Origin of the sequence: Sphingomonas sp. NCPPB 2930 (assembly GCF_042867205.1) — a bacterium.
GTDB lineage: Bacteria > Pseudomonadota > Alphaproteobacteria > Sphingomonadales > Sphingomonadaceae > Sphingomonas.
The window spans coordinates 79,055-102,542 of sequence record NZ_JBHZQU010000005.1; the positions used below are offsets into that span (position 1 = coordinate 79,055).

A 23,488-nucleotide genomic window follows, 5' to 3' on the forward strand; every position below is an offset into this window, starting at 1 on the left:
TTGATGAGCATCAATCACCCATGTGGGTGATTGATCCAATTCCGCGACCGATGGTGGGCGGCTCAGTCGGCCATGACCCGGATCTGCGCCCGCCCGACCTTGCGCGCCAGCTGACGGGGATCGGGGATTGTCATCGACCGCGACGACCAGATCAGGTCGCCCGCGCGCCGGGCCGCCTGGAGCATCCGGTTGACGTGCACCGCGGTCAGCCCCAGCGCATCGGCCAGGGTTTCCTGCGTGATCGGCAGCTCGAAGCTGCGGCCATGGCTCAGGTCGCTCAGCGCCAGCCGTTCGTGCAGCTCCAGCATCAGGTCGCCGATCCGCTCCATCGCGTTCATCCGCCCCAGCCGCGCGATCTGCGCCAGCAGATACGCCTCGTCGAGCGCATGTCCCACCGCATAGGCCTGGTCCAGCGCGGGCGAGACGCCCCAGTCGGGCGGCACGCAGCTCGTCACCTCGGTCAGCGAGATGACCGTGGTCGGCGCGATCGCACGGGCGTGATGATAGAGGCCGACCACATCGCCCGGCAGGACGAAGTTGAGGAACTGCCGCCGCCCGTCGAGCAGGATGCGCACCCGCGCAGCCCAACCGGACAGGATCAGGTGCGGCGTCACGATGTCGCGCCCCTCGACCAGCAATTCGCGACGCGGCCGGAAGACTATGGGACGGCCCAGCGCCTCCATCAGCGCCGCGACGGCGGCCTGGTCGAGCGTCGCCAGCCGCGACAGACGCTGGAGCGCGGGCGGCGAACTGCCGAGCGGTCGGCTGAGGCTCAGGCTCATGGGACATATCCCAATGGCGAACGCGCCGGGGCGGGCATCCGGTCTCGCGATGCGTCGTCGCCCGGCACCCCATATCGATCATAGGAACGGCAGATCTTCATCGCAGGCTATCCTCTTCGGGCCGCCGACCATCGGTCATGCGGCGAGGGCGATGACGCGAACCACGTCACCGGGGAAAAGATCGTGTCGGATCCAACGCGGCGATCGCACCGACCATGTCATCCGTCGTCGGTGCGCCCTCCCGAACTTGCACACCGTGTCGGATGCCGCAGCGGCGATTTCCGTTCACATTGTGTACGAACAACAATCCGCCGGGCTCCATAATTCAAATCGATATCCAGATTATTTCGTGCGTTAGCGCGAAAAACAGGGCGAGCCGTGCTTACATGCCGCCCATTTGGGGTGGTGTTTGCGCCGGGCGGCATGGCGGTCGCGACCGCGCGACCGGGACGGCGCGATTTGGGTCATGGCACATTCCCTTTCGGCGCGACGGCCCTATGGTGCGCGCCTTTTCCTCAAGAGGTTCCACCGATGCGTTTCGCCCAACTGACCCGCCAGCCCGACGATCCCCTGTTGCGGATCATCGGCCAGCACGCCGCCGATCCCCGCAGCGACAAGATCGACCTGGGCGTCGGCGTCTTCCGCGACGAGGCGGGGCGGACTCCGGTGATGACCGCAGTCAAGGCGGCGGAGGCGCGGTTGCTGTCCGAACAGTCGACCAAATCCTATCTGGGGCCGGAGGGCGATGTCGGCTTCGTCCGGGCGCTGGCCGAGCTGGTGCTGGGCCAGGTCGTACCCGCCGACCGCCGGGTCGGGTTGCAGACGCCGGGCGGCACCGGGGCGCTGCGCCTCGCCGCCGAGCTGCTGGCGCGCGCGGGCGTGCCGCGCATCTGGATCGGCAGCCCGAGCTGGGCCAACCATGCCCCGCTGTTCAAGCAGGCGGGGGTCGAGCCCGCCCTGATCCCCTGCTACGACCTGACCAGCCAGCATTTCGACCTGGACGGTTTCCTCGCCGGTCTGGGCGGCGCGGCGCAGGGCGATGCGGTGCTGCTGCACGGCTGTTGCCACAATCCGATCGGGATCGATCCCGATGCGCAGGGCTGGGCCGCGATCGCGCAGCATGTCGCCGACCATGCGCTGCTGCCGGTGGTCGATCTCGCCTATCAGGGGCTGGGCGACGGATTCGATATCGATGCGGCAGGCGCGCGCACGATCCTGTCGGCGGTACCGGAAGCGCTGCTCGCCTATTCCTGCGACAAGAATTTCGGGCTGTATCGCGAGCGGACCGGCGCGCTGTTCGCGCTGTCGCCCGATGCCGATACGGGTGCAGTCGTGCTGTCCAACCTGCTGGCGCTGGCGCGCGCCAACTGGTCGATGCCGCCCGACCACGGCGCGGCGATCGTCCGCATCATCCTGGAGGACGCCGCCCTGACCCGCGAATGGCGCGACGAGCTGGAGGCGATGCGCCAGCGGCTCGCCAGCCTGCGCGCCGCCCTGGCGGCGGGCGGGCGGATCGGCGCGATCGACTTGGCGGCGGTCGCCCATGGCAAGGGCATGTTCGCCACCCTGCCCCTCTCCCCCAGCCAGGTCGCCTGGCTGCGCGACCGGCACGGCATCTACATGGCCGGATCGGGGCGGATCAACATTGCCGGGTTCAGCACCGCCGCGATCGCGCGCTTCCACGACGCGCTGCGCGATATGGTCGCGAACGAGGTCGCCTGATCCAGCGGCTCCCGCCGTTCGCTTGGGGCGGCGGGAGTCCCTTGGCCTTCGACTTCGCTCAGGCTGAACGGAGGTTTGGGCCAAGGTGCCATACGACGCCCCGTTCAGCCTGAGCGAAGTCGAAGGCCACGCGAACCTGCAAAAAGGGGCGCATCCGAACCACCGGATGCGCCCCTTTCAGGAAGCGGGCCGGATCACCCGGCCCGTCGCTTACTTGCCCAAGTGGACGAAGCGGTTGACGATATTCTCGATCCGCTCCTGACGGCCCGAACGCGGCTTGGGATCGATCGCCTTCTGCTCGGCGAGATCGGCGATCCCGGCCAGGTCGAGGCTGCCGACCTGCTGGCCGAACTCGCCGGTCCAGCCCGCATAGCGCTCGGCCTTGATCGCATCCAGGCGGCCGTCCTCGATCAGCGCGGCGGCGTTGAGCAGGCCCTTGGCCACCACGTCGATGCCGCCGACATGGCCATGGAACAGATCGACCGCGTCCATCGACTGGCGGCGCACCTTGGCGTCGAAGTTGAAGCCGCCGGTGGTGAAGCCGCCCGCCCGGATGATCTCGATCATCGCCAGCGTCAGTTCCTCGACCGAATTGGGGAACTGGTCGGTATCCCAGCCATTCTGGTGGTCGCCGCGATTGGCGTCGATCGAACCGAAGATGCCCAGCGCGCCGGCCGTCGCAATCTCATGCTCGAAGGTATGGCCCGCCAGCGTGGCGTGGTTCGCCTCGATATTGACCTTCACTTCGTTTTCCAGGCCATAGGCCTTCAGGAAGCCGTACACGGTCGCGGTGTCGAAGTCGTACTGGTGCTTGGTCGGCTCGTGCGGCTTCGGCTCGATCAGGATGGTGCCGGTGAAGCCGATCTTGTGCTTGTGCTCGACCACCAGGCTCAGGAAGCGGCCCAGATTGTCCAGCTCGCGCTTCATGTCGGTGTTGTGCAGCGTCTCATAGCCTTCGCGACCGCCCCACAGCACATAGTTGGCACCGCCCAGACGATGCGTGGCTTCCAGCGCGTCGCGGACCTGCATCGCGCCGAAGGCATAGACCTCGGGGTCCGGGTTGGTCGCGCCACCGGCGGCGAAGCGCGGATGGCTGAACAGATTGGCGGTGCCCCAGAGGAGCTTGCGGCCCGACGAGGCCTGGAGCTTTTCGAGATGATCGACCGCCTCGGCGAAATAGCGGCGATGCTCGGCAACGCCCTGCGCATCGGCCATCACGTCGACATCGTGGAAGCAGTAATAGGGCACGTCCAGCTTCGAGAAGAAGTCGAACGCCACTTCGCGCTTCTGCGCGGCCGCCGCGCTGTCGTTCGCGCCCGCATGCCAGGGGCGGTTGAAGGTGCCGCCGCCGAACACGTCCGACCCCGGCCAGCAGAAGGTGTGCCAGAAGCAGGCGGCGAAGCGCAGATGCTCCTCCATCGTCTTGCCCAGCACGACGCGGTTCTTGTCGTAGAAGCGATAGGCCAGCTCATTGTCGCTGTCCGGGCCTTCGTAACGGATCGTCGGGATGTCGGCGAAGAAATCGGTAGCCATTTAGAAGCTCCTCGGGGTGATACGGGAATAGCTGTCGCGGAAACGCGCGATCTTGGGGGCGAAACGCTCGGCGAGCGCCGCGTCGGGCGCGATGCTGTGGCTGACGGGCGGGGGTGCGCAGACCGCCTCGGGCGAGCCGCCATCGACCGCCAGCTGGGCGAGCCGCGCCGCGCCCAGCGCCGGACCGACCTCGCCGCCCTTCAGATAGACGAGCTCGACGTTCAGCGCAGCGGCCAGCGTCTGGCCCCAATAGGACGACCGCGCGCCGCCGCCGATGACCGCCAGCTGCGTCAGTTCGGTCCCGGCGTCGCGCAGCACCGACAGGCCGTCGGCCAGCGCAAAGGCCACGCCCTCCAGCACCGCCTGCGCCAGCCGCTCCGGCGTGGTGTCATGATCGAGGCCCAGGAACGCGCCCCGCACTTCCGCGTCGTTATGCGGCGTCCGCTCGCCCGACAGATAGGGCAGGAAGATTTCCGGGCCGCTCGCCGGGCCGACGCTTTCGGCGCGGGCGAACAGCTCGGCCGCGCCCGCCGCGCCGGTCAGCCGCGCGACCCAGTCGATACAGGCAGCCGCCGACAGATGCACCGACATCTGGTGCCACAGGTCCGGCAGACAATGGCAAAAGGCATGGACCGCGCCCGCCGGGTTGGGGCGGAAGTCCTTCGTCGCGGCAAAGATCACCCCCGACGTGCCCAGCGACAGCAGCGCATCGCCGTCCTTGACCACGCCGACGCCGACCGCTCCGGCGGCATTGTCGCCACCGCCGCCCGCGACCGGCACCCGGTCCAGCCCCCAGGCCTCCGCCACCTCGGCGCGCAGGCGGCCGGTCTGCGCCGTCCCCTCGACCGCCTGCGGCATCTGCTCGCGGGTCAGCCCGGTCGCGGCGAGGATGTCATCGCTCCATTCGCGCGCGGCGACGTCCAGCCACAGCGTGCCCGCCGCATCCGACACGTCGGACGCCTTCTCGCCGGTCATCCGCAGCCGGACATAATCCTTGGGCAGCAGGACGGTCCGGACCTTCGCGAACGTTTCCGGCTCGTGATGCGCGACCCAGAGCAGCTTGGGCGCGGTGAAGCCCGGCATCGCCAGATTGCCCGCGACCCGGTGGAGTTCGGGCGCCTTCGCCTCCAGCTCAGCGCATTCGGCATGGCTGCGCCCGTCATTCCACAGGACGCCCGGACGCAGGACCTGATCGTCCGCGCCCAGCAACGTCGCGCCGTGCATCTGCCCGGCCAGACCGATGCCGCGCACCGATCGGCGCACCGCCGGATCGATCGCGCGGACCGCCGCCGTCGTCGCCTGCCACCAGGCCTCAGGATCCTGTTCGGACCAGAGCGGGTGAGGCCGCTGCACGGTCAGCGCGGCGGTCCCCTGCCCCACCACCGCGCCATGTTCGTCCAGCACGACGGCCTTCACGCCCGAGGTGCCGATATCGATGCCCAGAAACATGGCCCGGTCCTTACTTCACGAATGGATCGATGGTCGGGATCGTGCCGTCCGGGTTGAACCTCAGCTCGGTCATCTTGACGTTGCGCAGGTGGTTCTTCCCCGACAGCTGGGTATCGGCGTAGAACAGCCACCACTTGCCCTTCCACTCGACGATCGAATGATGGGTGGTCCAGCCCTGCACCGGGCTCAGGATATGGCCCTTATAGGTGAAGGGGCCATAGGGGCTGGTCCCGATCGCATAGTTCAGGAAATGCGTGTCGCCGGTCGAATAGGTGTAATAATATTTGCCGTCGCGCTTGAAGACCCAGGATGCCTCGAAGAAGCGGCGGTCATGGTCGCCGCCCAGCACCGGCTTGCCCTGCTCGTCGAGGATGACGACGTCGCGCGGGGTCTCCGCAAAGGTCTTCATGTCGGGGTTCAGCTTGGCGATCTTGCCCGAAATCGCGGGCTGGTCGTCCTGCTTCAGGTCGGTGTCGCTGCCGTTCGGATCATATTTGCCGTCCTTCCAGCGCTGGAGCTGCCCGCCCCAGATGCCGCCGAAATACATATACGCCGTGCCGTTCGTATCCTGGAAGACGGCGGGGTCCATCGAGAAGCTGCCGGGGATCGCCTCGGGCTCGGCCTTGAAGGGGCCCATCGGGTTCTTCGAGGTGGCAACGCCGATGCGGAACGCGCCCAAGCCGTTCTTGTCCTTGGTCTTATCGCGTGCCGGGAAATAGAGATAATAGGTGCCGTCCTTATAGGCGGCATCGGGCGCCCACATCTGCTGCGAGGCCCAGGGCACATCCTTCACGTCGAGCGCGACGGGACCGACGGTGACCGGGCCGCCCGGCTCGTCCATGCGCAGCACGCGATAGTCGCGCATCGCGTACTGGTTGCCGAGATCGTCGTCCTTGGTTTCGGTCGGGATGTCGTGGCTGGGATAGATATACATCTTGCCGTCGCCCCAGACATGGGCGGAGGGATCGGCGGTGAAGATGTCGCGGACCAGCGGCTGCGACAGATAATGGCGGCCGTCGGGGGCGGTCGGGTTGGTGTCGTTGGACGTTGCGGCGGTTTCCTGCGCCGTGTTCCCGGCGTCGGTCGACGTTCCGCAGGCCGTCGTGCAAAGACTCAGCACGGCCACGCTGGCCATCATCAAGCGCTTCATCGCTTACCTCTCCCTTTCGCTCCATCTTCGGAGCTTTCGAGTAACGATAGCGCTATCAAGCGGAAGGATGCAAGGTCGGTTCATCGTTTTCCGGTGGCGACCCGACGTGGCCGTCGGCACCGCTGGGGCGGTCGGGCATTCGGGACCAGGCAACCCGCTCCACCCCGCTTGACAACACCCCGCCCCGCATAGTTGGTAACGATACCCGATACGGTGAACGAACAGACCGACATGCCCATGTCGGCGCAATCTCCAGGACAGAGGATGACCGCATGGCCCTTCGCCTTTCGCAGCCGCGCTGGCTGATCGCCGCCGGACTGGCGCTGCTTCCGCTCCACGCCGCGCCCGCCCAGATGGCCACCCAGGCCCCCGCCGTGGTGCCGGGCGCGAAGCCCGTCACGATCGAGCGGATCAAGGTCCATTCGCCCGCGATCGAAGGCAATCTGGAGGGCAACAGCCCCGACCGCGACGTCATCGTGGTGCTGCCCCCCGACTATGCCAGGGACAAGGCGCGCCGCTATCCGGTGGTGTATGCGCTTCACGGCTATTCGATCGGCGCGGACCAGTGGACGAAGGAAATCCATGTCCCCTCCTCGATCGAGGGCGCGTTCGCGCGCGGCGTTCCGCCGATGATCCTGGTCTTTCCCGACAGCCGGACGATGCACAACGGGTCGATGTACTCCTCTTCGCAGACGGTGGGCGATTTCGAGCGCTTTATCAGCCACGACCTGATCGCCGCGATCGACGCGCGCTATCGCACCATCGCCCGCCGCGAAGCCCGTGGCTTGGTCGGCCATTCGATGGGCGGATACGGCACGTCGCGGATCGGGATGAAGCATGCCGACATGTACGGCGCCATCTATATGATGAGCCCCTGCTGCCTGTCGCCGCGCATGATGGCGCGGCCCGAGGGGACCGACGAGACGCTGCTGACCGGCCTGGCCTCGCCGAAGGAGTCGGAAAAGCTGAACTGGGGCCAGCGCGCGATGCTCGCCGCCTCGGCCGCCTGGTCCCCGGATCCCAAGAACCCGCCGCTCTATCTCGACCTGCCGGTCAAGGACGGCAAGGTGCGCGACGACGTGATGGCCAAGTGGCTCGCCAACACGCCGCTGGCCTTTGTCGACCAATATATCACGCCGTTGCGCAGCTATCGCGCGATCGCGCTGGATGTCGGCTCGCAGGACGGGTTGAAGGCGGATGCGCAGGCGCTGCACGACACGCTCGACCGCTATGGCATCGCGCATCGGTTCGAGATTTACGAGGGCGATCACGTCAACCGGATCGGCGTTCGTTTCCAGGACAAGGTGCTGCCCTTCTTCGGAGAGATGTTGACGGCCAAGGGCGGCCGGTGATGCGCCCGTCGCGGCGCGGGGTCCTGCACGGGCTGACCGCCGGCGCGGTTTCGGGCTCGCTGGCGGGGCCGGTCGGCGCCCGTCCGGCGGCCCCGCCCGACCCGACTCACACCCTCTGGTATCGCCAGCCCGCCAAGGCCTGGACCGAGGCGCTGCCGGTCGGCAACGGGCGGCTGGGGGCGATGGTCTTTGGCGGCGTGGCGCGCGAGCGGTTGCAGCTCAACGAGGATACGCTGTGGAGCGGCGGCCCCTATGACCCGGTCAACCCCGCCGCCCGCGCCGCCCTGCCCCAAGTCCGCCGCCTGATCGCGGCGGGGCAGTGGAAAGAAGCGCAGGCCCTGGCCGACAAGGCGCTGCTAGGCACTCCGCGCACCCAGATGCCCTATCAGCCGCTGGGCGACCTGATCCTCAGCTGGCCGGGGCTGAGCGATGCCGATGCGACCGGCTATCAGCGGCAACTCGATCTCGACGCCGCGACCGCGACGACGCGCTTCTCGGTCGGCGGGGTGGAGCATCGGCGGACCGTCTTCGCCTCGCCGGTCGATCAGCTGCTGATGGTGCGGATCGAGGCGGATCGCCCCTTCGACCTCGACATCGCGCTGACCTCGCCGCAACCCGATACACGGGTCGAGGCGGCGGACATGCGGTTGACGCTGACCGGACGCAATGCCGATCATGCGGGGGTAAAGGCGGTGCTGCGCTTTGCCGCCCGGCTCCAGGCCCGGACCGTCGGCGGCCGGGTGACGGTGTCGGGCGACCGGCTGGCGGTGCGCGGCGCGCGTGCGGTGACGCTGCGGGTCGCGATGGCCACCAGCTATCGGCGGTTCGACGACCATGGCGGCGATCCGGTCGCGCTGACCACCGCGACGCTCCGCAAGGCCGCCGCCCGCACCGACGATCGGATCGCCGCCGACGCGGTGGCCGAGCATCGCCGCCTCTACAGGCGGGTCCGCCTCGACCTCGGCACCAGTCCGCAGGGTTCGCGCCCCACCGACGAACGAATCCTCGCCGACCGCGCGGTGGATGACCCGGCACTGGCGACCCTGTACTTCAACTATGGCCGCTATCTGCTGATCGCCTGTTCGCGCCCCGGCGGACAGGCGGCCAATCTGCAAGGGCTGTGGAACGAGAGCACGAACCCGCCCTGGGGCTCCAAATACACGGTCAACATCAACACCGAGATGAACTACTGGCCCGCCCAGCCGACGGGGCTGGGCGAATGCGTCGCGCCGCTGGTCGCCATGATCCGTGACCTGGCCGTCACGGGCGAGCGGACCGCGCGCGAGATGTATGGGGCGCGCGGCTGGGTCTGTCACCACAACACCGATCTGTGGCGCGCGACCGCCCCGATCGACGGCGCCTTCTGGGGCATGTGGCCGACCGGCGGGGCCTGGCTGTGCACCCATTTGTGGGAGCATTATGACTATGGCCGCGACCGGGCCTTCCTCGCCTCGGTCTATCCGCTGATGCGCGGGGCGGCGCTGTTCTTCCTCGACGCGCTTCAGACCGATGCCCGGACCGGGCGGCTCGTCACCAGCCCTTCGCTGTCGCCCGAGAACGAACATGCGCCCGGCGTCTCGATCTGCGCGGGGCCGGCGATGGATCAGCAGATCCTGCGCGACCTGTTCGATCAGGTGGCCCGCGCCGCCGCGATCCTGAACACCGACACCGCCTTCGCCCGGCAGGTTCGCGAGGCGCGCGCCCGCCTCGCCCCCGATCGGATCGGGCGCGATGGCCAATTGCAGGAATGGCAGGAGGATTGGGACGGCCGCGCCCCCGATCCGCACCACCGCCATGTCTCGCACCTCTATGCGCTGTTCCCCAGCGACCAGATCACCCCCGACCGCACGCCCGCGCTCGCCAGCGCGGCCCGCCGCTCGCTGGAGATACGCGGCGACCAGTCGACCGGCTGGGCCACCGCCTGGCGCGCGAACCTCTGGGCGCGGCTGCATGATGGCGAGCATGCGCACCGGATCATCGCCTATCTGCTGGGGCCGCAGCGCACCTATCCCAATCTGTTCGACTCGCACCCGCCCTTTCAGATCGACGGCAATTTCGGCGGCACGCGGGCGATGGTCGAGATGCTGATGCAGAGCCGCGACGACGAGATCCTGCTGCTCCCCGCCCTCCCCCGCGCCTGGCACAGCGGATCGGTCGCCGGGCTGCGCGCCCGCGGGCGGACGCGGGTCGATCTGGTCTGGCGCGAGGGTCGGCTGGTTTCGGCGACACTGACCGGCGATCTGGCGGGCAGGCGGACCGTGCGGCTGGGCGGACGCCGGGTCGAGGTGACACTCACCCCCGGCCGCTCTGTGCGCCTCGACGGCGCCGATCTGGCCTGACCGTCTTTCGGCGGCACAAATTCCCCGCTTTTTCAATCGCAAGGCGGTGGACAGCGGCAGTTTACTCGGACAAGATAAGACCAAGATCGAATATGGGGAGGATGGCCATGCGGCCTGTCATGAGAGCGGCGCTGGGGAATGCTGTCGCCCTGATCGCGCTGGCGATATCCGGCGTTCCGGCCAGCGCACAGGCCAGGGTCGATCCGCTCGCCCCGACCGGCCGCTGGAGCGCCAATCAGGACGGGCAGGCCGCACTGCCGCCGATGGGCTGGAACAGCTGGAACGCCTTCAACAGCGATGTCGACGAGGAGAAGGTCATGGCCTCGGCCCGGCTGATCCGGGAAAAGGGGCTGGCGGAGGCGGGCTATCGCTATATCAACATCGATGACGGCTGGTGGCTGCGTCGTCGCCAGCCCGATGGGCGCATGGTCATCCGCGCGGACAAGTTCCCTTCCGCCGCCGCCGGCCCCGACCAGCGGACCAGCTTTCGCCCGCTGACCGACCGGCTGCACGCCATGGGGTTCAAGGCGGGCATCTATTCCGATATCGGCCGCAACAGCTGCGGTCAGGTCTATACGCCGAGCTTCGCCAACCAGCCCGAGGGCACGGTGGCCGAGCGCGAGGTCGGGCTGTACGGCCATATCGACCAGGACATCGCGCTGTATTTCCGCGAATGGGGGTTCGATTACATCAAGGTCGACGGTTGCGGCATCCGGGGGCTGGGCAAGGATTCCGAGCATGTGCGCAAGGGCGATTATCGCGAGCTGACGCCGCTGATCGACATGAATTCGCTGGCGCGCACCGACATTCCGGGGGTCCGGGCGCTCTACGACCAAGTCGCCGCCGCGCTGCGCCGCGAGAATCCGGACGGCGACTATATCTTCTCGCTCTGCCTGTGGGGATCGTCCGACGTCCGAAGCTGGGGCAAGCAGATCGGCAATGTCTCGCGCACCAGCGACGACATCACCGCGCACTGGTCGCGGATGCTGACCAATTTCGATACCAGCGCCAGCCGCGCGCTCTATGCGCATCCGCATGGCTGGAACGACCCCGACATGCTGTTCGTCGGATCGGGCGATTTCGACGCGAACCACATGACCGAGGCGCGGTCGCATTTCGCGCTCTGGGCGATGATGAATGCGCCGCTGCTGATCGGGTTCGACCTGCGCAAGGCCAATGCCGAGCAGATCGCGCTGCTGGGCAACCGGGCGATCATCGCGCTCAACCAGGACCCGGCCGGGCATCAGGCAGTGCCCGCCTATCTGTCCGACGATGTCCAGATCTTCGTGAAGAGCCTGGCCAATGGCGACAAGGCGGTGGCGATCCTCAACCGGACCGCCAGCCCGGTCCAGCCCGTCCTGACCGCCGATCATCTGAAGCTGCGCGGCGACCGCCCGGTCGCGATGACCGATCTGTGGACGGGTCAGAAGAGCAGCTTTTCGGGTGAGACCAAGCTGACCGTCGCGCCGCACCAGACGCTGATCTACCGCGTCACGGGCGCGCACCGGCTGGCGAAGGGTCATTACCTCTCCGAAGCGCCCGGCGACGTGAACCCCGCCGAGGACGGCATCCGCACGCCCGAAGGCGATCCCACCATCCATCACGAGCTCAGCCCCTGGGGCGGCAGCAAGGGGCCGGGCGACTATCCGCAATATGCGGGCTGGGGCGGCGCGCAGGCGGACCGCACCCCCTTTGGCCGCCCCCTGCGGCTGGCGGGCAAGGGGTATGACACTGGGCTGGGCGTGCTGGCCAATTCGCGGCTGGAGGTGCGCAATCGCGGGCAGGCGCGCTTTGCCGCGACGGTGGGCATCGACGACTCCGCTACCGCGCGCGGGCGGCGCGTCGTGTTCGAGGTTTATGGCGATGGACGCCTGCTCGCCCGGTCCCGGCCGATGGCGCTGAACCAGGCCCCCGCCCCGATCGAGGCCGATGTGCGGGGCCGCGCGCTGATCGAACTGGTCGCCCGCGCCGATAGCGCTCCCGAGGCGGCCCTGCCGGTCGTCTGGGGCGAGGCGCGGCTGATCGACTGATCCATTTTGACAGGGGCGATCATGGCCTTGCCGGATCGGTTGGGCCATGCGACTGTCCCGCGCAAAGACTAAGGAGAGGGTGATGGAACCCAATGGAAAGGGGCCGATGCTGACCCGTCGTCAGCAGCTGGCCGGTATCGCGGGCGGCCTGGTTATGGGAGCGCTCCCTTCGCGTCTCGACGCGGCGGGTGACGAACCGTTGAAGGACCTGGCCGCGCAAAAGGGCGTCCTGTTCGGCACCGCGATCAGCGCGGGTCGATCCTCGCCGATGGCCGATCCCGGCTATGGCGCGCTGGTGGCCCGCGAATGCGCGGTCGTCGTGCCCGAGAACGAGATGAAGGTCTATGTCCTCGGCAACGATCCGCAGGCGCTGAACTTCGGTCCCGCCGACCGGATCGCGACGTTCGCGCAGGATCACCGCATGAAGCTGCGCGGCCACACGCTGCTGTGGAATTACGGCAAATATATCTCGCCCGCGCTTGCCCAGACGGTCGAGGCGACCGGGGCCGAGAAATGGCTGCGCGCCTATATCGCGAAGGTCGCGGGGCATTTCGGCGACCGCATCTATTCCTGGGACGTGGTCAACGAGACGATCGATCCCAAGACGGGCGAGGTCCGCGGCACGGTGTTCGACAAGGCGCTGGGCTTCGACGTGTTCAAGATCGCCTATGAGACCGCGCGCGAACACGCCCCCCATGCCCAGCGCGTCTATAACGACTATATGTCCTGGGAGGTCGGCAACGAGACCCACCGCGCCAGCGTGCTCCGCTTGCTCGCGTGGTTCCGCAAGGAGAATGTTCCCGTCGACGCGCTCGGCATCCAGAGCCATCTCGGCAATGACGGCAGCCATTCGCGCGTCCAGCGCGCCGAATGGAAGCGGTTCCTGGATGAGGTCGTCGCCATGGGCTATCGCCTGCTGATCACCGAGTTCGACATCAACGACCGCGAAATGCCGCGCGACGTGGCCCGGCGCGATGCGCAGACCGCCGCCGTCGCCAAAAGCTATCTCGACCAGATGCTCGCTTATCCGCAGCTCGACCAGCTGCTGTGCTGGGGATTGTGGGACAAGCATAGCTGGCTGAACGGCTTCGCGCCGCGCGCCGACGGCCTGCCCCAGCGGCCCCTGCCCTATGACGAGGCGCTTCGCCCTAAGCCGATGCGCGCCGCCATCGCCGACGCGCTGCGCGCCGCCCCCGTCCGAAAGGGAATCGCATGATCCGCCGCAGCCTGACCGCGCTCGCCCTGGCACTGGCCGTCACCGGTGGCGCCGCCGCGCAGACCGCCAGCTTCGACCGCTTCACCTATCAGGGCCGCTCGCTCGAACAGGTGAAGCCGAAGGCGGGCGAGTATCTCAATCCGATCGTCGCGGGCTATTATCCCGACCCCTCGGTGACGCGGGTGGGCCAGGACTATTACCTCGTCAACTCGTCCTTCGCGCATTTCCCCGGACTGCCGATCTTCCATTCGACTGACCTCGTCCACTGGACCCAGATCGGCAATGCGATCGACCGGCCGGGCCAGCTCGACTTTTCCGGTCGCGCCATATCGGAGGCGGTGTTCGCGCCCGACATCAGCTATCACGACGGCACCTTCTATATCGTCAACACCTGCGTCCAGTGCCGGGGCAATTTCGTCATCACCGCGAAGAACCCCGCCGGGCCCTGGTCCGACCCGATCTGGCTGCCCTTCGAGGGGATCGACCCCTCGCTCTATTGGGAGGGCGACCGCGCCTATATCGTCAACAATCGCGCCCCCGCCGAGCCGCCCCGCTATGACGGCCACCGTGCCATCTGGATCCAGGAATATGACTGGCGCGCAGGAAAAATGGTCGGCGAGAGCACGCAGCTCATCAACGGCGGCGTCGACCTGTCCAAGAAGCCGGTCTGGATCGAGGGGCCGCACATCTTCAAGAAGGACGGCTGGTATTATCTGACCGCCGCCGAAGGGGGGACCAGCGTCAACCATTCGCAGGTCGTTCTCCGCTCGAACCAATTGCGCGGCCCCTATGTCCCATTCGCGGGCAATCCCATCCTGACCCAGCGCGACCTCGACCCCGCCCGCCCGCATCCGATCAGCGCGGCGGGCCATGCCGAGCTGGTCCAGACCCAGAATGGCGACTGGTGGGCGACCTTCCTGGCGACGCGTCCCTATGCCGAGGATTATTACAATATCGGACGCGAGACCTTCCTGCTGCCGGTGACGTGGCGCGATGGCTGGCCGATCATCCTGGACAAGGGCAAGACGGTGCCCTGGACGCAAAAACGGCCCCCGCTGCCCGCCAGCCCGGCGCCCACGCTGCCGACCAGCGGCGACTTCGGCTATACCGACGAGTTCGAAGGCCAGCGTCTGGCGATGCAGTGGATCGGCATCCGGACGCCCCGAACGCCGTTCTACAGCGTGGCGAACGGCCGCCTGTCGCTGAATGGCGGCGCGGCGCTGGGCGACCGGAGCGGCGTGCCCGCCTTTGTCGGACGGCGGCAGCAGCATGTCGTCGCGGACGTCTCGACCACGCTGACCTTCGCCTCGACCACGAACGGCGCGCGGGCCGGGCTGGCGGCGATCCAGAACGACTATGCCTATCTGTTCTTCGGGCTGACCCGGATTAACGGACAGCCCCGGATCGCGCTCTATGCGCGGGAGGGTCGGAACACCCGCGACGAAACCGCGCCCGAAACGCTGATCGCCTCCGCGCCCTTCGCCGCCAAGGGGCCGGTCACGCTGACCATCCATGCCAGGGGCGGGACGATGAGCTTCGACTATCAGGCGGACGGGCGGACGGCGACGCTCAAGTCCGACATGGATGTCCGCTTCCTCAGCACCGCCAAAGCGGGCGGGTTCGTCGGCACGGTGATCGGCCCCTATGCGTATAGCCCACAATGACGGCGCGGCGGCTTTTCTCGCTTGCGCTCGGCGCGGCGCTGGCGGGGGTATCCGCCATGGCGGGCGGACAGGTCTGGCAGTCGGATCGCGGTGACGGCACCTATGCCAACCCGCCGCTTTATGCCGATTATCCCGATCCCGACATCATCCGGGTCGGGCGCGATTTCTATTTCATTACCACCACCTTCGCGAACGTCCCCGGCCTGACGATCATGACCTCGCGCGATCTGGTGAACTGGCGCTTCGTCGGCCATGTCATCGACCGGCTGGAGGGCTTGGCCGCCTATGAGCTGAAGGATGGCGGCGCCTATCGCAAAGGCATTTTCGCACCCAGCCTGCGCTACCGCGACGGGGTCTTCTATATCGCGGTGACGCCGGTGGGCGAGAAGACGCGCATCTATCGTTCGCGCGACATTCGCGGCCCCTGGGCGATGAACCGGATCGGCGAGGAAGCCTTTGATCCGGGGCTGTTCTTCGACACCGACGGCAGCGCCTATATCATGACCTCGGTGGGGTCGGACGGCACGACCACGCTGCTCAGCCTGGACCGCGACCTGCGCCGCGTCACCGACAAGCGCGTCGTCTATTTCAACAAGGGGGCCGAGGGGTCGAAGATCGTCAAGCGCGGCGATTTCTACTATATGTTCAACGCGATACCCCGTCGGCTGGGCATGACGGTGTCCCGCGCCAAAAGCCTGTTCGGCCCCTGGGAAACGCGCGACCAGATCGACGACAAGACGGGCGGCCATCAGGGCGCGATCGTCGACCTGCCCGATGGTCGCGACTATGGCTTCGTCATGGTCGATGCAGGCGCGATCGGGCGGATGACCAATATCAGCCCGGTCTTCTGGCGCGACGGCTGGCCCGTCTGGGGTACGCCCGACGCGCCCGGCCGCGTTCCCGCCACCGCGACCAAGCCGATCATGGGCCAGCCGATCCGCCAGCTTCCCGCCTCGGACGATTTTGCGGGCCGCACGCTCGGCCTGCAATGGCAGTGGAACCACAACCCCCTGCCCGACCGCTGGTCGCTGACCCAGCGGCCCGGCTTCCTGCGGCTGCGCGCCACCCAGGCCCCGGCGCTGTGGAGCGCGCGCAACACCCTACTGCAAAAGGGTCAGGGGCCGTTCGGACGCGGGGTCGTGGCGATCGATGCCTCGCACATCGTCGCGGGCGATCAGTGCGGCTTTGGCACCTTCGGCAAATATAGCGGCCATATCGCGGTCGGGCGCGGGGCCGATGGGCGGCTGACCCTGACCATGCGGGTGATCGAGGATGTCGCCGCCGACAAGGGCACGACGCAGAAGACCGATGTCCGCATCTACGCCCGGCCGGTCGCAGGGCAAAGGCTGTTCCTGCGCACCGACATGGACTTCCGCACCGACCGGGCGCGTGTCGCCTATAGTCTGGACGGGCGCGATTGGCAGGCGCTGGGCGGGGACTTCCCGCTGGCGTTCGACTGGCGGACCGGCACCTTCCAGGGACAGCAATTCGCGCTGTTCTGCTACAATCCGGGGGACAGGGGCGGGTGGATGGACGTGGACCGCTTTACGCTGTCGGGACGGTAGGTTGAAAGCGAATCCCTTGGCCTTCGACTTCGCTCAGGCTGAACGGCGGTGGAAAATGGGCGATCTGGATACCTCACGCCGTTCAGCCTGAGCGAAGTCGAAGGCCACGCCCCCCACCGGTCAGATCGTCGGCATCCCCCGCTCCACGATCTTGCGGATCAGGTCGCGGTGCTTTGGCAAACCCGCCAGCAATCGCCCGGTCTGCACGTCATTCTCCCGCCGCGCCCGCTCGGCGATCACGGTTTCGGCGTGGAGGCTGCCCGGCGCAATCTCGGTCCGCTGGCCCATGCCGTACAGGACATATTGATAGCTGGCCGAGGGGAAGACCTCTTCCACTCGGTCGAACTCGTCATGCATCCACGGCGTCTGGTATCGCCATAGCGCCATCAGCTCGCGCAGACGGTCGGGCATCGTCTCGGCCCGGCGATTGTCGCGCCAGAAATCGCTGTCGGTCCGCTGGGTCAGCGCATAATGCAGCTTCAGGAAATCGACGATCCGGCCCCAGCGATACAGGGTCGTGTCGTTGAACCGCCTGGCGACCGTGTCCATCACCTCGCGACAGGCGGGCATCTGCTCGGCGATCAGCTTGGCGGACAGCTCGATCAGCACGATCGCCGAGGCCTCCAGCGGTTCGAGGAATCCCGCCGCCAGCCCGACGGCGACGCAGTTGCGTTCCCAGAAGCGCGCCCGGTGGCCCGCGCGGATCTTCAACTCGCGGACGGGCAGGTCCCGCCCCGCCTCGCCCAGATAGGCACGCAGTTCACGTTCGGCGGCATCGCGGTCGATATGGCTGTTCGAAAAGACATGGCCCACCCCGCGCCGGGTCGGCAGGCCGATATCCCATATCCACCCCGCCGACTGCGCGGTCGAGATGGTGTGCGAGGCGATCGGCGCCTCGGGATCGTCATAGGGCACTTGGATGGCCAGCGCCGTGTCGCAGAACAACACGTCGTTCAGCGGCTGGAACGGCACCCCCATCGCCTCGCCCAGCAACAGCGAGCGGAAGCCGGTGCAGTCGACGAACAGGTCGCCCGCCACTTCGTCCGCCTGCGCCGTGCGGACCGCGCGGATGTCGCCGCCCTCGGTCAGCAGCACCTCCTCGACATCGGCGAGCACATGCCGGACGCCCAGCGTCTCGCAGCAATGGCTGCGCAGAAAATCGGCGAATTTGCCCGCGTCGAGATGATAGGCATAATTGGCCAGCGCGTCATATTCGGGTGTCGCGATGGTCTTGGGCGCCAGCCCCGCGTCACAGATGCGCCCCTGCGGCGTGACCGCGTCGCAAAAGCTCCCCTCGCCCTCGCCCGCCAGCCAGTGCGAGGCCAGGTTCACCTGCGCAAAGCCCTGCGGCAGCATCAGCGGGTGGTAATAGCCGTCATCCGCCGCGCCGGTGGTCCAGCGGTTGAAGCGCGCACCCTGCTTGAACGAGGCGTCGCACTGGCGGAAGAATTCGGTCTCGGACACGCCCATCCGCTTCAGCGTGGTGCGCAGCGTCGGCCAGGTCCCCTCGCCCACCCCGATGATCGGGACGTTGGGAGATTCGACCAGCGTAACGGTGAAGCCATGCGGCCGCCGCCCCTGATGCCGGGCGGCGATCACGCCCGCGGTCAACCAACCGGCGGTGCCGCCGCCGACGATCACGATATTCTGGACGGGTTGAACCATGGTGTCAGAAGGTCCGATTGGACGCGGGGATGTCAAGCCGAAGCCCGGCATCCCCGCCCCTGGCCATCGTCAGAAGCGATAGCGCGCGCCGACGGTGAAGCGGCGGCCATAGTCGAACACGTCGAGCAGCTGGTTCTTGAACCGGCCATGCGTGCTCTGCTTGTTGTTGTTCAGGTTCAGGATCTCGCCGAAGATCGAGAAGTTCTTCGACACGTCATAGCTGCTGGTCAGGTCGACCTGGAAGCTCTGGTTCACGAAGGTCGGCTCGGCACCATAGGAGCCGGTATTCTGGTTCTGGCTGAACGCCAGCAGATACTCGTCGCGCCAGTTGAGCGCGGTGCGGAACTGGAAGCCGTTCTTGTCATAGAAGCCGACGAAGTTGGCCGAATTCGCAAGCCCCGTCACCGCAAAGCCGCTCTGCGAGACGTCCTTGGCGTTGTACGGCTTGTTGGTGTCGACCAGCGTGGCATTGGCCTGGAAGCCGAAGCCGCTGTCGCCGAACACCTGCTGCCAGGCGATCTCGACGCCGCGCACGGTGGCATCCGGGCCGTTGATCGACTGCGAGATGGAGAAGACGGCAGGCTGGCCGGTGGTCGGGTCGACCACGCCGTTCACCGTCTGGCGGGTCACGCCGTTGACGATGAAGTTGCTGACATTCTTCAGGAAGAAGTCGACCGACAGATAGGAGTTGCGCTGATAATACCATTCGGCGGCCAGATCATAATTGTCCGCCAGATAGGGTTTCAGCTGCGGGTTGCCGCCGCTGCCCGACAGCGCGCCGACACGCTGGCCGTTGCCGATGCTGAGCACCGGGCTGAGCAGCGTCAGGCCCGGACGGGTCAGCGTGCGCGACGCGTCGAAGCGCAGCTGCAGCTTGTCGGTGACCTCCAGACGCAGGTCGAGGGTCGGCAGCATATAGGAATAATTGTTGCGGCCGACGACCGGCTGGGTCTGGGTGAAGTCGATCGACAACAGGGTCGGGTCGGCGGCGCTGCGCGTGATGGTGGTCGGCTGGCGACCCTGCCCGGCCGAACTGAGATGCGTGTTCTCGTTACGCAGACCCACCGCGATGTGCAGCGGCATGCTGGCGACCTGCGCTTCGATCTGCGCGCTGAAGAACAGCGACCAGGTCTTTTCCTGGATGGTGCGGACCGAGTTGGGATCGATCGCCTGATCGAACGCGCCGGTAAAGCCGTTGACCCCGCCGCCATAGTTGAACCCCGGCACGGTCTGCGCCTGCGGGTTGCCCAGGCTGGTCAGATAATTCTGATAGGCCTGCGGGCTGTAGATCAGGACCGATGGCGGCAGGCCGCCCTGGAAGCCGGGGATGAAGTTGTTGAGGCTGATCGAGCCTTGGTACAGGTTCGACGGCAACGGCGCGATGCCCGAGGTGCGGCCCGACGGCGAACCGTAACCGGCATAGGCCTGCCAGTAATTGTTGGTGAAGGTGCTGGCATTCTGCTGGTAGAATTTGTCGTCGACATACTGACCGCCCGCCTTCAGCGTCAGATTGTCTTCCTTCCAGGTGGCGACGGCGCGGAATTGCTTCAGCTCGTCGGTGTTCTTCTGGGTCTGGAGCACGGTCACGTGCGAGCCGATCAGCGACTGGTCCGCCCAGCGCGCGCCGTCGCCGGCGGGGCCGAAATTGCTGATCGTCGGGAACGCCTTGTTGCTGTCACCCGTGATGTTGAAGCCCAGATTGGTGCCCAGATTGCCGCCGTAACCGATGTCGCCATTGCTGCTGCCCACGACGCCGCCGGGGTTCAGCCAGCTCTTGGCATAGGCGCCATCCGCCTCGACGGTCAGCTTGGGGCTGACGTCCCATTTGACGTTCAGGCCGGTCTGGTTGGTCTGAAGCACCTGCTTGTTGATCGCGGAGGTGAAGTCGGTCGGGGTGCCGGTCTGGGTGAAGCTGACCGCCGTACCATTGGCGTCCTGCTTCACGTTGCGCAGGTCGCCCTGGTTGAACCACACGCCGAAGCCGAACACGTCGGTCGTGATCGTCTGGCGCGAATAATTGTTGTCGAGGGTCAGCATCACGTCTTCGGACGGATGCCATTGCAGCGCGACGCGACCGTCGACGCGCTCGTCCTTGGTCCGCTGCTGCTCGGCGCCATATTGCTGCGGGAACCAGCCGGTCAACGTGCGCTGGTCGGACGCCGCCGCCGTGCCGTTGGTGGTCGGCGCGCAGCTGGTCGCGGTGCTGCCCGACAACTGGCAGGGCGCGAAATTGCCACCCGGCCAGCCCGACACGAAGACGCGGTTGGTATCGGTATCGCGGCGGGTGTAGATGAAGCTGGACAGAATGCCGATCGTATCGTCGGCAAAGGTGTCGCTGACCAGCGCGCCCAGCGTCGGGGTGACATGGCCCGAACGGTCCTGGAGCGAGCCCGAGGCGCTGACCGCCGCGCGGAAGCCGGGATGGTCGAACGGCTTGGGGAACTGGATGTCGACGGTCGCGCCGATCGAGCTGGAGGCCAGCGACACGTCCGGCGTCTTCAGGACGCTGATCCCGCCGATGAAGTCCGAACCGACGGTGCTGAAGTCGATCTGGCGGCCGCCCGCGGCAGTCGAGATGCGACGGCCGTCATAGAGGGTGGTGTTGAAGTCGCCGCCAAAGCCGCGAACCGTGATGCCGGTCGGCTCGCCGCGCGAACCGTTGCGCTGGATCGAGACGCCGGGAAGACGCTGGAGCGACGCCGCGACGTTGGAGTCGGGGAATTTGCCGATATCCTCGGCAGAGATGGCGTCGACCACGCCGGTCGCGGTCCGCTTGATGTCGAGGTTGCGCTGGAGCGAGCTGCGCAGGCCGGTGACGATGATCTCGGCGGAGCTCGCCTCGCCCGAGGGCGACGGAGCATTGTCCTGTTCGCTGGGCGCGGTCGCCTGATCCTGCGGCGTGCCGGCCTGCTGCGCGGTGGTGGCGTTGGCCTGAACGGGCGTATCGGGACGGACGGCACCCGGCGCGGCGGTCTGCGCATAGGCGGTGCCGGGCGCGAGAAGCGCTAACGCCATCAACGGCGAGACGCCGCCCATCAGTGCACGGCGTGAAACCAGTGCGGCAACAGAAACAGTGCGAGACACCATTTTCCCCTCTCCTTCAATCTTTTATCACCGGGGCCGCTAGCGTTATGCCGCCATACCGCCCTTTCGATACGCTTATGCTACTCCTATGATAGCGCTATAACAAGCCATTTGTCAGAGCGACGGGGCCGCGTTATGCCCACCCTTGACGAAGACCTTGGGAACCGAACACAAACCGGGCTTCGACGCCGCTGTCGGCCAGCCGGACGACGCGGGGCGAGAGGATGCGACGCGAAAGGATTGCCCGTCATGGCCGATATGGAATTGCTCGACAGCGCACGGCATGCCGCGCTCCGCGTCTCCGCCGCACCCGACCGAAACCGCCATTTCGTGCAGTTGGTGGCCGATGAATTCCTGCCCGCCGCGCTCCATTATCCGATCCTGTTCGCCCGTCATCCGGAAACCGGCGACCTGTATCCCGGCGCGTTGATGGGGCTGGTGCCGGAGGAAAATCTCTGCCTGGGCGCGAACGGGACGCTGACCGGATACCGCGCCGCCGATCTGGAAAGACAGGGTTTCTACGTCTCCGGCGAGAATATCGCGATCGATCCGGGCCATGCCGCGCTCGGCCAGGGCGAAGGGGACCCGATCTTCGAAAAGGACGGCGACGCCGCCCCGGCGTTGCAGCGGATCCAGGCCGCCCTGCGACGGCTGCACCGGGGGCTGCCCGAGACCGAGGCCTTTGTCGGCCGCCTGCTGGCGCACAAGCTGATCGAGCCGATCGACCTCAGCTTCCGCTTCGACAATGGCGAGAGCCTGCGGCTCGACGCGCTCTATACGATCAGCCTCGATGCGCTGCACGACCTGCCCGACGAGGCCGCACTGGCGCTGTTCCGGTCGGGCGACCTGCAACTCATCTATGCGCAGACCGCATCAGTCCGACATATCCCGTTCCTCGCGCGGCGGCGCAACGACCGGCTGAGCGGGCTGGCGGCATGACCGACGCGGCGGTCGAGATCGATCGCGCCGCGCTCGACGGATATGACGCGTTTCGGCATCTGGTGACCGAACCCTGTCGCCCCGCGATCATTCGGGGCGCGGCCGATGGCTGGCCGTTGCGGAAGGCGGCCAGCGCGGCGACGCTGGCCGGGTATCTGGCGGGCTTCGATGCGGGACGACAGGTGGAGGCCTTTATCGGCCCGCGCGCCATCGCCGGGCGCTACAGCTATAGCGACGACCTGACCGGCTTCAATTTCCGCCGCGAGACGATGACCCTGCGCGCCGCGATCGAACGGCTGACGAGCGGGGAGGAGAGGGACGAGAGCCTCTATATCGGATCGGTGCCGACCGAGGCGGTCCTGCCCGGACTGGCGCAGGCCAACGCCCTGGCCTTCGCGCCGCCGGGCGTGTCGCCGCTGATCTGGATCGGCGATGCGTCGACCGTGCCCTGTCATTACGACATGATGGACAATATCGCCTGCGTCGTGGCGGGGCGGCGGCGGTTCACCCTCTATCCGCCCGATGCGATCGGCGACCTCTATGTCGGGCCGATCGACCATACCATGGCGGGCCAGCCGATCGCGCTGGCGGTCGAGGCACAGAGCGGCGATCCGCGCTATCCCCGGTTCGAGCAGGCCCGGCACCGCGCGATCATGGTCGAGCTGGAGGCAGGCGATGCACTCTACATGCCCAAGCTCTGGTGGCACCGGGTCGAGGCGACGGGGACGCTCAACATCCTGGTCAATTACTGGTGGGACGCGTTTCCGGTCAGCCCCGACCAGCCCTTCGCCGCACTGCTCCTCGCCATGACCGCCATCGCCGCACGGCCCGAAGCGGAGCGCGCGGCTTGGCGTGCGTGGTTCGATCATTACGCGTTCCGCCCCGATGGGCATCCGCTGGCACATCTGCCCGAGGAACGACGCGGCGTGCTGGGCGCGGCCCCGGAAAATACCGGGATGCTGCGCGCCCATGCGATGCGATTGCTGCGCGGCGGCTAA

15 protein-coding genes are annotated in these 23,488 nt (G+C 67.1%); 9 read left to right on the top strand and 6 right to left on the bottom strand.

All coding sequences use genetic code 11. The annotated features are described in order from the left end of the window. Window positions 1-62: 62 nt before the first annotated feature. Window positions 63-782, bottom strand: a complete 720-nt coding sequence (locus tag ACFX59_RS08090) for a Crp/Fnr family transcriptional regulator (protein ID WP_387431328.1) — start codon at window positions 780-782, stop codon at window positions 63-65. A 531-nt stretch (window positions 783-1,313) separates the two neighbouring features. On the opposite strand from ACFX59_RS08090, the gene ACFX59_RS08095 reads away from it, so the two are divergent. Continuing rightward, window positions 1,314-2,504 (top strand): aromatic amino acid transaminase, encoded by a 1,191-nt coding sequence (locus ACFX59_RS08095; RefSeq protein ID WP_387431331.1) that lies wholly within the window; start codon window positions 1,314-1,316, stop codon window positions 2,502-2,504. Window positions 2,505-2,714: 210 nt separating this feature from the next. Here ACFX59_RS08095 and xylA read toward each other — a convergent pair whose 3' ends face one another. From xylA to ACFX59_RS08110, 3 genes are read right to left on the bottom strand one after another with little or no spacing between them, the layout of a single operon-like run. Further along, on the bottom strand, window positions 2,715-4,037 hold the full coding sequence (gene xylA / locus ACFX59_RS08100; RefSeq protein WP_387431334.1) for a xylose isomerase: 1,323 nt from the start codon (window positions 4,035-4,037) through the stop codon (window positions 2,715-2,717). Further along, the gene (xylB, locus tag ACFX59_RS08105) at window positions 4,038-5,486 is read right to left on the bottom strand and encodes a xylulokinase (RefSeq protein WP_387431337.1); all 1,449 of its coding nucleotides are present in this window, start codon (window positions 5,484-5,486) and stop codon (window positions 4,038-4,040) included. Between the two features lie 10 nt (window positions 5,487-5,496). Beyond that, window positions 5,497-6,636, bottom strand: coding sequence for a glycoside hydrolase family 43 protein (locus tag ACFX59_RS08110; protein WP_387431340.1), 1,140 nt, complete (start codon window positions 6,634-6,636; stop codon window positions 5,497-5,499). A gap of 272 nt (window positions 6,637-6,908) precedes the next feature. Here ACFX59_RS08110 and ACFX59_RS08115 point away from each other — a divergent pair, with 272 nt between their 5' ends. The 6 genes from ACFX59_RS08115 (at window position 6,909) to ACFX59_RS08140 (ending at window position 16,802) form a co-directional block, all read left to right on the top strand. Then, window positions 6,909-7,988, top strand: coding sequence for an alpha/beta hydrolase (locus ACFX59_RS08115; RefSeq protein ID WP_387431342.1), 1,080 nt, complete (start codon window positions 6,909-6,911; stop codon window positions 7,986-7,988). Continuing rightward, entirely contained in the window at window positions 7,988-10,327 is a 2,340-nt protein-coding gene (locus tag ACFX59_RS08120) for a glycoside hydrolase N-terminal domain-containing protein (RefSeq protein WP_387431608.1), read from the top strand. The genes ACFX59_RS08115 and ACFX59_RS08120 overlap by 1 nt, the downstream gene beginning before the upstream one ends. A 119-nt stretch (window positions 10,328-10,446) precedes the next feature. Then, on the top strand, window positions 10,447-12,357 hold the full coding sequence (locus tag ACFX59_RS08125; RefSeq protein WP_387431345.1) for an NPCBM/NEW2 domain-containing protein: 1,911 nt from the start codon (window positions 10,447-10,449) through the stop codon (window positions 12,355-12,357). Between the two features lie 82 nt (window positions 12,358-12,439). After that, window positions 12,440-13,573, top strand: a complete 1,134-nt coding sequence (locus tag ACFX59_RS08130; RefSeq protein WP_387431348.1) for an endo-1,4-beta-xylanase — start codon at window positions 12,440-12,442, stop codon at window positions 13,571-13,573. Further along, window positions 13,570-15,237: a glycoside hydrolase family 43 protein gene (locus ACFX59_RS08135; protein WP_387431350.1), complete on the top strand. Its 1,668-nt coding sequence runs from the start codon at window positions 13,570-13,572 to the stop codon at window positions 15,235-15,237. The genes ACFX59_RS08130 and ACFX59_RS08135 overlap by 4 nt, the downstream gene beginning before the upstream one ends. Then, window positions 15,234-16,802: a glycoside hydrolase 43 family protein gene (locus ACFX59_RS08140; RefSeq protein WP_387431353.1), complete on the top strand. Its 1,569-nt coding sequence runs from the start codon at window positions 15,234-15,236 to the stop codon at window positions 16,800-16,802. Before ACFX59_RS08135 ends, ACFX59_RS08140 begins: the two co-directional genes overlap by 4 nt. Before the next feature lie 120 nt (window positions 16,803-16,922). On the opposite strand, the gene ACFX59_RS08145 is transcribed toward ACFX59_RS08140, so the two are convergent. Further along, a complete protein-coding gene (locus tag ACFX59_RS08145; protein WP_387431356.1) occupies window positions 16,923-18,467 on the bottom strand; it encodes a tryptophan halogenase family protein in 1,545 nt (514 codons plus the stop codon). Between the two features lie 69 nt (window positions 18,468-18,536). Further along, a complete protein-coding gene (locus ACFX59_RS08150) occupies window positions 18,537-21,554 on the bottom strand; it encodes a TonB-dependent receptor (protein WP_387431359.1) in 3,018 nt (1,005 codons plus the stop codon). 246 nt (window positions 21,555-21,800) lie between these two features. Between ACFX59_RS08150 and ACFX59_RS08155 the strand changes: the two genes are divergently transcribed. Continuing rightward, window positions 21,801-22,490, top strand: a complete 690-nt coding sequence (locus ACFX59_RS08155; protein WP_387431361.1) for a SapC family protein — start codon at window positions 21,801-21,803, stop codon at window positions 22,488-22,490. Then, entirely contained in the window at window positions 22,487-23,488 is a 1,002-nt protein-coding gene (locus tag ACFX59_RS08160) for a cupin-like domain-containing protein (RefSeq protein WP_387431363.1), read from the top strand. Before ACFX59_RS08155 ends, ACFX59_RS08160 begins: the two co-directional genes overlap by 4 nt.

Excerpts from the sequence above, each read along its gene's own strand:
- ACFX59_RS08155 (WP_387431361.1), top strand. The coding sequence starts at position 21,801 with ATGGCCGATATGGAATTGCTCGACAGCGCACGGCATGCCGCGCTCCGC.
- ACFX59_RS08135 (WP_387431350.1), top strand. The coding sequence starts at position 13,570 with ATGATCCGCCGCAGCCTGACCGCGCTCGCCCTGGCACTGGCCGTCACC.
- ACFX59_RS08150 (WP_387431359.1), bottom strand. The coding sequence starts at position 21,554 with ATGGTGTCTCGCACTGTTTCTGTTGCCGCACTGGTTTCACGCCGTGCA.
- ACFX59_RS08125 (WP_387431345.1), top strand. The coding sequence starts at position 10,447 with ATGAGAGCGGCGCTGGGGAATGCTGTCGCCCTGATCGCGCTGGCGATA.
- ACFX59_RS08130 (WP_387431348.1), top strand. The coding sequence starts at position 12,440 with ATGGAACCCAATGGAAAGGGGCCGATGCTGACCCGTCGTCAGCAGCTG.
- ACFX59_RS08140 (WP_387431353.1), top strand. The coding sequence starts at position 15,234 with ATGACGGCGCGGCGGCTTTTCTCGCTTGCGCTCGGCGCGGCGCTGGCG.
- ACFX59_RS08115 (WP_387431342.1), top strand. The coding sequence starts at position 6,909 with ATGGCCCTTCGCCTTTCGCAGCCGCGCTGGCTGATCGCCGCCGGACTG.
- ACFX59_RS08145 (WP_387431356.1), bottom strand. The coding sequence starts at position 18,467 with ATGGTTCAACCCGTCCAGAATATCGTGATCGTCGGCGGCGGCACCGCC.
- ACFX59_RS08090 (WP_387431328.1), bottom strand. The coding sequence starts at position 782 with ATGAGCCTGAGCCTCAGCCGACCGCTCGGCAGTTCGCCGCCCGCGCTC.
- ACFX59_RS08120 (WP_387431608.1), top strand. The coding sequence starts at position 7,988 with ATGCGCCCGTCGCGGCGCGGGGTCCTGCACGGGCTGACCGCCGGCGCG.
- xylA (WP_387431334.1), bottom strand. The coding sequence starts at position 4,037 with ATGGCTACCGATTTCTTCGCCGACATCCCGACGATCCGTTACGAAGGC.
- ACFX59_RS08110 (WP_387431340.1), bottom strand. The coding sequence starts at position 6,636 with ATGAAGCGCTTGATGATGGCCAGCGTGGCCGTGCTGAGTCTTTGCACG.
- xylB (WP_387431337.1), bottom strand. The coding sequence starts at position 5,486 with ATGTTTCTGGGCATCGATATCGGCACCTCGGGCGTGAAGGCCGTCGTG.
- ACFX59_RS08095 (WP_387431331.1), top strand. The coding sequence starts at position 1,314 with ATGCGTTTCGCCCAACTGACCCGCCAGCCCGACGATCCCCTGTTGCGG.
- ACFX59_RS08160 (WP_387431363.1), top strand. The coding sequence starts at position 22,487 with ATGACCGACGCGGCGGTCGAGATCGATCGCGCCGCGCTCGACGGATAT.